This window comes from Chryseobacterium daecheongense (genome assembly GCF_003729955.1).
GTDB classification, from domain to species: Bacteria; Bacteroidota; Bacteroidia; order Flavobacteriales; family Weeksellaceae; genus Chryseobacterium; species Chryseobacterium daecheongense.
Genome location: NZ_RJTX01000001.1, coordinates 1,089,541 through 1,102,474, shown reverse-complemented (window position 1 = coordinate 1,102,474; position 12,934 = coordinate 1,089,541). Strand labels below are relative to the sequence as shown.

9 protein-coding genes are annotated in these 12,934 nt (G+C 35.4%); 6 read left to right on the top strand and 3 right to left on the bottom strand.

Annotated elements, in window-relative coordinates:
- The first annotated feature begins 34 nt into the window (after positions 1–34).
- The 3 genes from EGI05_RS05045 to EGI05_RS05035 all read left to right on the top strand — a co-directional run bounded on the left by EGI05_RS05045 (position 35) and on the right by EGI05_RS05035 (position 4,305).
- Complete coding sequence (locus EGI05_RS05045; RefSeq protein WP_166668308.1) at positions 35–2,188, top strand: histidine kinase dimerization/phosphoacceptor domain -containing protein; 2,154 nt, start codon at positions 35–37, stop codon at positions 2,186–2,188.
- Between the two features lie 22 nt (positions 2,189–2,210).
- Entirely contained in the window at positions 2,211–3,566 is a 1,356-nt protein-coding gene (locus EGI05_RS05040; protein ID WP_123261957.1) for a sigma-54-dependent transcriptional regulator, read from the top strand.
- A gap of 97 nt (positions 3,567–3,663) precedes the next feature.
- On the top strand, positions 3,664–4,305 hold the full coding sequence (locus EGI05_RS05035) for a TMEM175 family protein (protein ID WP_123261956.1): 642 nt from the start codon (positions 3,664–3,666) through the stop codon (positions 4,303–4,305).
- Positions 4,306–4,328: 23 nt separating this feature from the next.
- Here the strand turns inward: EGI05_RS05035 and EGI05_RS05030 are convergent, their stop codons facing one another.
- Positions 4,329–5,912, bottom strand: a complete 1,584-nt coding sequence (locus tag EGI05_RS05030; protein WP_123261955.1) for a sigma-54 interaction domain-containing protein — start codon at positions 5,910–5,912, stop codon at positions 4,329–4,331.
- Between the two features lie 274 nt (positions 5,913–6,186).
- Here EGI05_RS05030 and EGI05_RS05025 point away from each other — a divergent pair, with 274 nt between their 5' ends.
- From EGI05_RS05025 to EGI05_RS05015, 3 genes are all read left to right on the top strand, one after another.
- Positions 6,187–7,008: an alpha/beta fold hydrolase gene (locus EGI05_RS05025; protein WP_123261954.1), complete on the top strand. Its 822-nt coding sequence runs from the start codon at positions 6,187–6,189 to the stop codon at positions 7,006–7,008.
- 32 nt (positions 7,009–7,040) lie between these two features.
- Positions 7,041–7,529 carry a MaoC family dehydratase gene (locus EGI05_RS05020; RefSeq protein ID WP_123261953.1) on the top strand — a complete coding sequence of 163 codons (489 nt, stop codon included), beginning with the start codon at positions 7,041–7,043 and terminating at the stop codon, positions 7,527–7,529.
- A gap of 334 nt (positions 7,530–7,863) precedes the next feature.
- Positions 7,864–9,030 (top strand): cation:proton antiporter, encoded by a 1,167-nt coding sequence (locus EGI05_RS05015; protein ID WP_228428550.1) that lies wholly within the window; start codon positions 7,864–7,866, stop codon positions 9,028–9,030.
- Positions 9,031–9,211: 181 nt separating this feature from the next.
- Here the strand turns inward: EGI05_RS05015 and EGI05_RS05010 are convergent, their stop codons facing one another.
- Together EGI05_RS05010 and EGI05_RS05005 are read right to left on the bottom strand one after the other, a co-directional pair.
- Positions 9,212–9,823 carry a response regulator transcription factor gene (locus tag EGI05_RS05010; protein ID WP_123261951.1) on the bottom strand — a complete coding sequence of 204 codons (612 nt, stop codon included), beginning with the start codon at positions 9,821–9,823 and terminating at the stop codon, positions 9,212–9,214.
- Between the two features lie 2 nt (positions 9,824–9,825).
- Complete coding sequence (locus tag EGI05_RS05005) at positions 9,826–12,807, bottom strand: sensor histidine kinase (RefSeq protein WP_123261950.1); 2,982 nt, start codon at positions 12,805–12,807, stop codon at positions 9,826–9,828.
- Between the last annotated feature and the right edge of the window lie 127 nt (positions 12,808–12,934).

Sequence of the window (12,934 nt, the reverse complement as noted above, 5' to 3'; positions counted from 1 at the left end):
CCTAAAAGCTCAAACCAAGGAAAATCCTGCATTGTTGAGAAAACAGATCTCTGCCTCTAAAAACACTGCTCAGAAAACAACTTTATTGCTGAGACTGAGTGATTACTATATCAGCAAAAAAGGGGAATTGAGAAATGATCTCGATAGTGCGGAAATTCTTAACAAAGAGGCTGGTCTATTGAGCAGGAAAACCGGAGATAGGCTGAATATAGGCAAGTCAATGCTTTTGGATGCAAAAATTGATAAGGAAAGGGGAAATAAAACGGCTTCTTTTTCAAAAATGAAAATAGCTGTCAGTTACTTTGAAAAAAATAAAATGACCAGGCAAACCGGTGAAGGGTATGAGGAACTTTCCTTCTTATATGACAATGAACCCCAAAATTTTGAGACTAAAATTAAATTAAAAGAAAAAGCTTTACTACTGTATAAAAATTCAGGAGCAAAATTGAAACAGGCATCGGTTTCAAAAGATCTGGGTGAAATTTACAATATGATGGAAAACCCGGATAAGGCAATAGAATTCCTGAAACAATCATTGGCGATCTATAATTCCTTGAAGTTTAAAGATTTACAGGGAGTGTATAATTTGCTTTCCCAAGTGTATATCCAAAAAGCGGATTATGAAGAAGCGTTGAAGTATGGTCTTCTGGCAGAGAAAACGGCAGTTGAGGTTAAAGATAATTCCCTGCAACTAAGCTCGATTTATAGCAATATAGGGATGGTTTACTATTATCTCCGTCAAAATGATGATGCCATGAAATACTGGGAAAAATCATTGACTATCGCAAAAAAAAATAATGATAACGGTTATATACGAACTGTTGCCAACAATATTTCAACGATGCTGATCCGGCAAAGAAAATTTGAAGAGGCAATTGCTATGATCAAGGAATATAAATCCCGCTATCCAATTGCCGATCAGGAATTTGAAATGACGGAGAACTATATTCTTTTTAGTACGTATACTATTCTGAAGCAGTTTAAAAATGCTGAGATTTATTATAAAAAGCTGGTGAGTTATTATGGGGAGAATGCTGAAAAAAACAATAAGCAAATTTCTTTGCTGAGAGGTTTTGTTTTTTATCACTATCAGACAAAAAACTACAATGCGATGTATCGCGAAGCAAGACTTTTTGATTCGATAGCCAAGAAAAACGGGAATGACATGCTTCGCTCAGAAAATCATTTGATCTGGTTTAAAGCAGACTCATCTCAGGGGAAATACCTGGATGCAATTGAGCATTATCAATTATATAAAAAATTATCTGATTCTGTTTTTAATGGAGAAAAAAGCAAACAGATCAACAGCCTGAAAATCCAGTTTGATACGGATCAAAAGGATAAGAATATCGAGCTTTTAACTCAAAAAGGCAAACTAAAGGACATTCAGATTGCTAATGATACCTTTATTAAGTATGTTTTTATAGGGAGTATTCTTGCATTGATTATTTTTGCTGCTTTGCTTTATAATCGTTCAAGGCTGAAAAGTAATGCGAATAAAACACTCGAATTAAAACGTAAGCAGATTGACGAACAGAATGAGCAGTTGAAAAAATTGCTTTCTGAGAAAGAATGGTTATTAAAGGAAATTCATCACAGGGTAAAGAACAATTTACAGATTGTGATTAGTCTTTTGAATACACAATCCGCTTATTTGGAGAATGAAGATGCTTTAATGGCAATTCAGAACAGCCAGCACAGAATGCATGCGATGTCTCTGATTCACCAGAAATTATATCAATCAGATAACCTGTCAACAATAGATATTTCGTGGTATATTTATGAATTAATCAGCTATATCAAAGAATGCTATTCAGCAGAGAAGATGATTCATTTTTCAATTGATACTGAAAAAGTTTTTTTAGATGTTTCGCAGGCGGTACCTCTTGGATTAATTGTCAATGAAGCAGTGAATAATACCGTAAAATATGCATTTCCGGACAATGTAAAAGGTGAAGTAACAGTTTCTTTTAAAAATACGGAAAGAGATTTTTATGAATTGGTTATTTCAGATAATGGTGTAGGACTTCCGGAGAATTTTAATATGGATGAAACAGAATCTCTCGGAATGAATCTGATGAGAGGATTGACGGATCAGCTGGACGGAACTTTTTTGCTGGAAAATAAAAACGGTTTAAAGATCACAATCACTTTTAGAAAAAATATAGCCATTGATACTTCACATTAAGAAGTTGGAATTTTAAATTGAAATGAAAGAAAAAATTTTAATTGTAGAAGATGAATTTATTGTAGCCAATGATCTTAAGATCATGCTGAAAAAAGCAGGTTATCAGGTCATAGGGATTGCTTCCTCGGTAGTTCAGGCCAGGAAATTGATTGCAGATGGGCAACCCAACTGGGTACTTCTTGATATCATGCTCAAAGGTGATCTTACAGGAATTGATCTTGCCTGGGAATTACGTGAAATGAATTTACCTTTTCTTTATATTTCAGCGAATACCAATCAGTCAACTTTGGAAGCCGTGAAAGAAACCCAGCCCTATGGATTTATGGTGAAGCCTTTTCGGGAGCGGGATTTGATTGTCATGCTTGATATTGCAAAATATCGTTTCGGGATTGAAAAAGGAAATGATAATTCTGTGAAAAACAGAGATCATGAACGTATTGAAGGAATTATTGGAAAAAGCAATAAGCTTGAAGGGGTTATTGAAAAAATAAAAGTGGTAGCTCCCACCGATACTTCTGTGCTCGTAGTGGGAGAAAGCGGAACCGGAAAAGAAAAAGTAGCACATTCTGTACATGAACTTTCAGACCGTAGTGCTCAGCCTATTGTTGTAGTGAACTGCGCAGCATTGCCTCACTCGCTGATTGAATCTGAACTTTTCGGCCACGAAAAAGGCAGCTTTACCGGAGCCAATACCATGAGGATTGGAAAGTTTGAACAGGCCAATGGAGGAACTGTTTTTCTGGATGAGATTGGAGAACTGCCACTGGATTCCCAGGTGAAACTTTTACGTGTATTGCAGGAAAAGGAAATTGAGCGCCTTGGTGGTAATAAAACCATTAAAGTTAATGTAAGAATAGTAGCGGCCACCAATCGTTCTTTAGAAAAGGAAGTGGCAGAAGGAAGGTTCAGGCTGGATTTGTACTACCGGTTAAATGTTTTTCCGATTGAATTGCCACCTTTACGGGAAAGAAAAGAAGATATTGAATTGCTGGCGGATTTTTTCCTGGCTAAATATGCCGCCGCTTCAAGAAGGAATATCACTTCCATTAATAAAAATGCTATGGAACAGCTTTTAAATTACAATTGGCCGGGCAATATCCGTGAACTGGAACATCTTATGGAAAGAAGTGTCCTTCTCGCGAAAACTGCAGAAATAGAAAGCTTTGACCTTCCTGAAAACCCGGACAAATTTTCTGTTGAGGCTCCGGGACAATTAAAATCAATGGAAGAAATGGAAAGAGATCATATTATGAACGCCTTGAAAAATTCCAATGGAAAGGTTTCCGGAATAGGAGGTGCCGCAGAGCTGTTAAAGTTGCAGCCGCAAACGCTGTATTCCAAAATGAAAAAGCTGGGAATTGACAAAGGGTATAAGTAAATCCCTTCGGTAAAAAATCTTGAAATTTTATGCTTTTACAGTCACTTATCATGTAAGTGAAGCATTTTTTGTACAATTAAAATAACGTCTAACAGTGATGGAAAAAGAAACAGTAAGAATAGAAGGGTTTAGTGATGCTGTCTTTGCGATAGCGGTAACGCTTTTGGTTTTAGAACTTCATGTACCGGATAAAGATTCAATAAGAAACGGAAATGATCTTGTAATTTTTATGAAGAATCAGTGGCCTGCATTTTTGGCTTTTATTCTTTCCTTTTTTAGTGTTTTCATAATGTGGGTGAATCATCACAAGATTTTTAAGCAGATCTACAGCCGCAATTCAGCTATTATGTTTGCCAATGGGCTTATCCTCTTCCTGGTTTCTACGGTTTCTTATCCTACCGCTTTGCTGGCAAGATATTTTAATGGTGAGGCTTCGGCAGTAGTGGTGGCAATTTATACGGGAATCTTTGTTTTAATCAATTTTGCCTATAATTTATTGTGGTTTTTAGCCAGCCGTAATAAAAAGCTTTTACGTCCGGGAATTACCGATGCTGCTATAAAAAAGATCCGCAACAATTACCTGTATGGTTTCCCGATTTATCTCATTGCCTTACTTTTTTCTTTTTGGATCCCTCTCGTGTCATTAATTATCATTTTAGGATTATGGTTCTTCTGGGCATTATCTTCCGGGAAAATTGAAATGAATGTAACGGAAGATAGGAATAGGAAGATAAAGTAACGATATTTAATTACAATCCGTTATTATTGTTCATTCTTCTTAACATAATGTTCCTTTTGTATTCCGAGTTTCTGCATTTTAGAAATAAGGGTTGTTGGCGGTAAGCCTAATATCAGAGCGGCTCCTTGCGGTCCGAAAATCCTTCCATTACAGTTTTCGACAATCTTTAGGATATGCTCTTTCTCTACCTGATGTAATGTCTTCATGTGGAAGTCATTATTTGCCTCTTTGGCTTTGAAAATCTTGGGTAAATCCATTTCCCTGATCACATTATCCTTTGCAATAATAATACTTCGTTCAATTATATTTTCCAGTTCGCGGATGTTTCCGGGCCATGCGTTTTTACACATGGAATCCATTACTTTTTGAGAAAAACCTTTGATTTTCTTGCCTGTTTTCAGATTGATTTTTTCCAGAAAATGATTGGCAAGCAATGGGATGTCCTCCTTTCTGTCTCGCAGTGGCGGTAAATGAATGGGTAGCACGTTAAGCCGATAGAAAAGATCACTCCTGAACTTTCCTTCTGCAACTTCCTTTTCTAAAGAACGGTTGGTGGCAGCAATGACCCGTGCATTGACTTTAATGGTCTTATTTCCACCGATTCTTTCCACTTCCTTCTCTTGTAAAACTCTAAGTAATCTTCCCTGAAGCTCTAAAGGAAGCTCTCCGATCTCATCCAGAAAAATGGTTCCTCCGTTGGCTTGCTCAAATTTTCCCTTACGCTGCTCTGTAGCACCGGTAAAACTACCTTTTTCGTGGCCGAAAAGTTCAGATTCTATGAGATTGGCTGGAATAGAAGCGCAATTAATTCTGATCATAGATTTACGGGCTGAAGGAGAAAGATCGTGAATTGCCTGTGCTATGAGCTCTTTCCCGGTTCCGGTTTCTCCATAGATGATCACATTCGATGAAGAAGAGGCTATTTGGGTGATGTGTTGATAAATCTGCTGCATGATTTCACTATCTCCAATGATCCCGTTAAAACCTTTCTTATTTCCTTTTTCCTCTTTTCCTACAGGTTCAGTTTTCTTTTGAGAATCCGGAGTCGAGGTACTGAGAGCATCAAATTTCTCAAAGAAAAAAATATTTCTTATGGTGATCGATAGCTGTGTGGAAACTCCTCTCAATATTCTTTCTAGCCGGTCATTGAACTCTGTGAAATTTTTATAAAAAAGAAAAATTATATTTTTTTGATCTCCGATAGACGGTAAACAAAATCCAACTGCAGTATGCATTCCCATTTTTTTTGCATTCATGAAATAGGATGGTGTTGATGTTTTCTTTTCAGATAAATTTTTAAGATAGAAGATAACAGGCTCTGAGGATTGTATACATTGATCTAAATAAATATCTGATGAATAGGAATGATGATCATTCTTTTCAGTAAAAGAACTGTAAAAAAACTCTCCGCCTTCTTTTGTAGTAAGGACAATAACCTCATTACATAGAAATGTATCTTTAAAAGATTGGTTGAGAATAATACCAATACTTTTTTTATCCAGTACTTTGGCCAATGCAGTATTTATAGATGAGATGATCTGCTGATCTTTCTGCATTTCCTGAAGCCGATTCATTAAAGCGATGTGCTGATCAGACGGTTTATTCATAGAAGGCTATTGATTGAAAGCTTAAAGGTAGGGAAAACAGGACAGATATTTTTGCTAGGCGGGAATTTTCTGGAACCTATATTGATCATAAATATCGTTGAGGCATTTATGATTCTTTTATCGATTTTAAAATAATGGAATCATAATATTATGATATATCGTAGTTGGTTCATCTTACGTTGTTTTTTAAATGGTTGATTTTTAATATTTTGTTTCTTGGGTGTGTCTTTTGTAATTAAATTGTTGAATTTATTAATCAAAAACATTTATTACAATGAGTACATTAAAATTAAAAGACGGAACAGAAATTTTCTACAAAGATTTTGGAACAGGACAGCCTATTGTTTTTCATCATGGATGGCCTTTGTCATCTGACGATTGGGATGCACAGATCATGTTTTTTCTTAAGAAGGGCTATCGTGTCATTGCGCATGACAGGAGAGGACATGGACGTTCAGCGCAGACCACTTCAGGACATGAGATGGAAACTTACGCTGCAGATGTAGCAGAACTAACTGAATACTTGGATTTGAGAGATGCCATTCACGTGGGACACTCAACGGGTGGAGGAGAGGTTATCCGTTATGTGAATAAATATGGAAAAGGAAGAGTGGCTAAAGCAGTTTTGATCAGTGCCGTTCCACCTGTCATGGTGAAAAGCGAAAAAAATCCTGGTGGGATTCCAATGGAAGTTTTCGATGATATCAGAAATCAGACACTTACTAACAGACAGCAGTTTTATATTGATTTGACGTTTCCTTTCTATGGTTATAATAGAGAAGGAGCGCTGGTAAAAGAAGGCGTACAGAGAAACTGGTGGAGACAGGGGATGATGGGGAGTATTCTTGCACACTATGAATGTATAAAAGCATTTTCAGAAACTGATTTTACGGATGACTTAAAGGCAGTTGATATTCCGGTTTTAGTATTACACGGAGAAGATGATCAGATTGTTCCTTATCAAAATACAGGCGTTGAATCCGCTAAATTGTTGAAAAACGGTAAACTAATTACCTATCCGGGATTTCCTCACGGTATGCCAACTACGGAAGCTGAAACCATTAACAATGATATATTGGCTTTTATAACCCAATAGAATAATAATTTATTCAATTCATAAAGTTTATTATGGAAAATTCAAATACAGAAAATTTACCATTTGATCCCGGAGATTTTTCTATTGTACCAGCTCGTAGTTTTGATGAACTGTCAGTAGGAGAGGTATTCAGAGCTCCTAGCAGAACATTAACGGATGCCCATGCTTCCGCTTTTCAAACAGTATCATGTGATAATCATCCGATACATTATGATGTGGAGTATGCCAAAAGATATGGACATGAAGCACCTGTTGTTCATGGGTTGCAGGTTTTAGCTTTTACTGCGCCCGGTGCCACTTTATTGCCCCATTATTTTGGAAACATTTTTATTAGCTTTTTAGAACTTTCGTGTCACTTTCTGAAAGAAGTTCATTCCGGTGATACATTATATCCGTCACTTACTATTACAGACCTCAATCCACAAGGAGAAACAGGTGTTGTGACAACAAAAGTAACGGTATATAACCAGAAATCAGAACTTGTATTGGAAGGCCAGCATAAATATTTATTGAAGAGATAAACAACATATTGACTGATCTATAAAGAAGAGGCTATCTATTGGGATAGTCTCTTTTACTTAGTCTTTTTGTAGCTGTTCAAATAAGGTTATTATAAATTATTTTTAGATGGATACTTGAATATCTTTCCCGCTACAAATGTAAAACCCCCAATAAAGCGCAAATTGTACGAAAACGAAGATTGGAATATTGGGAAGCAACTTTTCTTTTCTTATAGAGTATTGAATCAAAAAAGATTCATCTGGTATTTTTTTTGTTGCTCACTATAAAGCCGGAACCTTTCACCGGCCTTAGTTCTTATCGAAAACATAATCTAACCGTTATAGTACAGAGAATATGCTTTGGACAGTATGTATTTTGTGTATGACAACTTTGGGACTGATGTTTTTACTTAAAAGGCTCAATCAGCCCTACCTTATTGCCTATATTATTGCCGGTGTATTATTGGGACCTTATGTTCTGAAGCTGTTTAATAATACAGAAGAAATAGAAATCATCGGTGAAATAGGAATATTGCTTCTGATGTTTTTTATTGGAATGGAAATTAATATTCCAAGTAAAAAAAGCTTGATTATAAAGCCCATTTTGGCGCAGGGAATTAAAATTGTGCTAAGTTTCCTGTTTGCTTATTGTATAGGAAAAATACTTGACCTCAATAATAAGAGCGTTTTGCTTATCGCTATTCTTTTTACATTCAACAGTACGGCGGTTGTGGTCGAATTTTTGAAAAAACATGGTACTTTGAACACTGCTTTCGGAATAGTTATACTCAACATTCTGTTATTGCAGGACCTTCTCCTGGCCCCTACATTGACTGTACTGAAATTTTGGAACGGTGAGAATTTCAAGATCTTTAATTTTGTATTGCCTTTAGCTATATGTATTGCTATTTTTTTAATATTCAGAAAAATCAGACATATAAGGCAAATCAAATTTTCAAGTACATTCCTGGAAAACGACCACGACCTTCAGGTTTTTTCGGGGTTATTCATTTGCTTGGGTTTTGGGCTTGTTGCTGAGACTGTTGGCCTCAGTGCAGCGTTGGGAAGTTTTATTGCTGGGGTTTTAGTTGGAAAAGTTCAGGCATTCAATTGGCTCGAACATTCTTTGATGCCCTTCAAGGTATTCTTCGTTTCTCTGTTTTTCGTATCCATTGGCTTGCGGCTGGATATTCATTATCTTTTATCCAATTATAAGCTTATCGTTATAGGAACTTTAGTTGTATTGATCAGTAATAGCATCATGTCAGCTATCTTCTTCCGGCTTTTACATTTCAAATGGAGAGATAGTTTTTACGGCGGTGCTTTACTATCGCAGACAGGTGAATTTGGAATTCTGGCACTTTCGATTGCCTATAAAACCAATATGGTTGAATATGAACTTTACAAGGCAGGATTGGGAATTACCTGCTTATCTCTATTGTTTTCTACATTATGGATCAACTTTGGAACGTATTTTAAAGCTCCCCGTGACAAAGAAATATTGCACAAGAAAACTTCTTAGGATGTAAAATTAAATTATTTACTGTATCAGCAAATCGGCAATAATCTATACCCATCATCCTTTCCCACAGGGGTCTGGTGGACACAGGTAAAACTTTTTGTTCCGGATGATCTATTGCCAGTCTCCAAAGATGTATCAAACTTAAATTAACAAGTCGGCAGTAGGTTAAAAAAGAAAATTATCAGTGAATATGCTCATAGATTTTTGATAGTTCAACAACATTTTTTACACCAAGCTTTTGAAAAATTTTTTTCTTGAAGGTACTGATGGTTGTAATCTGTATATTCAGAATATTTGATATTTCCAAATTTCCGTTTCCTTTAGCAAGAAGTTCAAAAATCTCAAACTCACGAGCCGTGAGTTTATGAACAATGTTTTTTTCTTTATTGTTTAAAAGAATGGGGATAAATTCAGGAGGATAGTAGTACCCTGTTTTAAAGATTGTTTTTATGGCATTCTTGATTTCCTCTTCGCCACACTGTTTATTCAAGTAGCCTTCAGCTCCCTTTTTAATATACTGAAGGGCAATATCATGATCATATCCTGTAAAGATAAGGATCCTTATGTCTGACTGTAAATGTTTAATTTCCGGTATCATCTCTGTATGGGTAGTTCCGGGCATATTAATATCCAGAAGTATCAGGTTATAATTATCAGTAAGCAGGCATTTTTTTACGCTGTCATAGTCAGTGGCCCAATCAACTGTAATATCAGGATATTCTGATTGTATGACAGCCTTTGTTCCCAAATGCACTACTGTATGATCATCCGCAATGAGAATTTTTCCCTTCATAATCAATTATTTTTATACTTTAAGTTTATTTCAACGATGGTTCCCTTAGGGGTATTTCTTTTGAATTGTATTTCAGCCTTAATCTTCTTAACCAAGTAGATAACCATATGAAGACCGATACCATAATTTCTGAACTGCATGTTTTTTTCATCAGTAGCCCAATAGAGTGTATTATAGTATAGGATTTGCTCGTCCGTCATTCCATTTCCCGTATCAGCTATCTGTAATAAAATTTTTTCATCAGTTTGCTCAGCAGAAAGAGTGATGGTACTGTTGCTGGAATATTTCACAGCATTATCAGTAAGATTATGAATAATACAAGCGATGATACCTTTATTAATATAGCATAAGATATCATTTTTATTCTGAATTTCCAAATGATTGTTTTTTTTCTTGGCTATAGTTTCGAATAGTTTTTGTTTGGATTTGAAAATTTCGTTCAGTGAAAATCCATACTCCTGGTAGATTTGATTGCTTCCATATACATTATTGTATTCCTTAAGGCTTAATGAAAATTTATACAATTCTTCAGAAGTTTGATGGATTCCTTCAAAATATTCTTTTTGAACCCTTGTGTCTTTTTCCTCATTTAGTTTTTCAGCCAGCATTGCAATAAACTTAACAGGTGTAGTAATGTCATGATTAACAGCCTCTAAAAATTTTTTCTGATATTCGGATTCTGTTTGCATTTGTTTTTTGATCTGTTCCATATGTTGTAAGGTTTCCTGAAGTTCTGTGCTTATATGGGAAACTCTTTTTGTAAGAACTTTATTCTTCTTTCTGGTAAATTGGGTGGTATTAAAGATAATGAGAATTACAATTACAGATAAAATTAAAAATAAGATGATCTTAAAGACTTTCGTTTGATAAAACAAAGGTTTTATTTCAAAAGTTATGGTTTTATATTCATATTCGCCGTTGGGGGATATTAATACTCTGATACGTAAGGTATATTTCCCGGGATCAAGGCTTTTTACAGTATATTTTCTTTGATTTCCGACTTCAATTTTTTCCCATTTACGATCGTAGTTTTCTAGTTTAGCTTCAATTTTCAGATTGTATGGGTCTGCGTAATAGGGGAGGTCGATAAAAATATCTGCTGACTTATAATCATTTTCCAGAATGATATGTTGATGAAAACTGGTAATGTTTCCTTTACCGATTTTCACACGTTCTATAAAGATACTGTTTTTTTCGGGGTAATGGGTTTGGACCTGCGCCGGATCAAAAAAGACAAACCCTTCCATTGAAGGAAAAACCATTTCCTTGTTATGAAGTGTATAAGCATTGGGTACAGAGCCACCATTAAATTCATTAGTCAATAAGCCGTCACTTTTACTGAAACGGTAATATAAAACCTGGGAATTATTATTCTCAACCGATCTCAGAAGCTGCTGCCTGGGTACTTTGAAAAGGCCATTGTTAGAAGATATCCAATAATATCCGAAAGGATCAAGAAGAATATAATGTGCCGATTCCAGATAATGCTGCCAGTCCAGAGGAACCTTGTATAATTTCTCTTGTTTCAGTAAAAAGAACCCGTCTTTATTCGTTGTAACCCAAATATTCCCGTCTCCGGTTCTGACAATATTTTTTACATTAATTCTTTTGATCAGTATATTTTTTTTCGTTTCCAGAGAAGTGAGGTAAAGCCCATAAGTGGATCCCACTAAAATATTGTAATTATTATACTTAATAAAATCTTTGATAATACCCTTATATCTAAAGCTGAATTCCGTTTTTTTCAGTTGGCTGTCTAAAAAGATGTGCAAAGAAGAATTAATAAAATCAGTTTCGGAAATGCCGTACAACCCGAAGCTTTTAAAAATACCGTTAGAAATTTTTCCTTTAAATAAAACCGTATCTGCAGTTGTGTAGCCTGAAGATTTGTGTCTCCTGAAAATCATTTTATTACGCTTGTACATTATATTTCCGTGCTCATCATACAGCATATAATATTTTTCGTTGGAACCGAATGTATGTTCTTTGACTACTCCATGCTTATTGTATTCGTAACCGAGTGCATCAATAATCGTATTGTCACTGAAGGATAACGAAGAATAGCTTACGTCATCTACAAACGGAATTTTCTTTTGAGCGGTGTTGAATTGTGTTAATTGGACAATATTCAGTCCTTTAACGGAGCTTCCTATATAAAGTTTGCTGGACTTGTCATCATAAAAAATACATCCGAAGCGGTAATTTCCAAAGTTCTCGTAGCGGGTTAAAAATTGTAGTTTAAGCCCATTTTTACGATTGTCTACCCAATAAATATGATCATTATGAACAATAAAAATCTGATTCGCCAGCTGTTGCCAATAAATTCTTGTATTAGGATCATTAAAAATAACAGGTGTTTTATTTGGTATGGTACGTCCTCTAAAAATTTGGTATGTTTTCCTGTTTTCTGAGTCTATAATATAAAGTCTTTCATTACACAGGAAAATAGTATAAGTTTCGGATTTTTTTAATGAAAGGAAAAACTTTTTCTGTGTTTTTTTATCTGTGTAAGTAACCGTAAAATGGGATATGATATAATCTCCCGAAGCTGTTTTTACTAAATAATTGAGGTCTGAAGATAACTCATTACGTACTGTCCGCAACCATTGCGAACCGGATTGGTAGAAAAGCCTGCCGACAGCATCTGATTTACTTTCTTTAATAATTTTTGGATTTCTTTTACGGATGAGGATTTTATTTTCTTCGTAATCGTTATAAACAATGATATTGTCATTCTGAATATCACCATAAAATCCTCCAAAATGGAAATTGTTAACAGCCAGATTGCTGTAAGTGAGGAAACCCGTGCCGTCGTACCTGGCAATGCCATTGTCCGTGGAAAGCCATATGAAACCATATCTGTCTTTTACAATGTCTTTGATACTGTTTTGGGGAAGCCCGTTGTCCATGGTGAACCACGACGAAATATATTGTGCCTGTATCTGGAAAACAATTAAAAAAAACATGAATATCCACCTCTTCATATGCCTGTTATTAATCTGTTTTTCTGATTTCTTGCAAATATATTCTAAAAAAAGATAGAATAAGTTCTATGTGGTACTAAAGAAAATCGCATGGTTTTTATTTCCTGCAGCTGTGAAGAGAAGATAT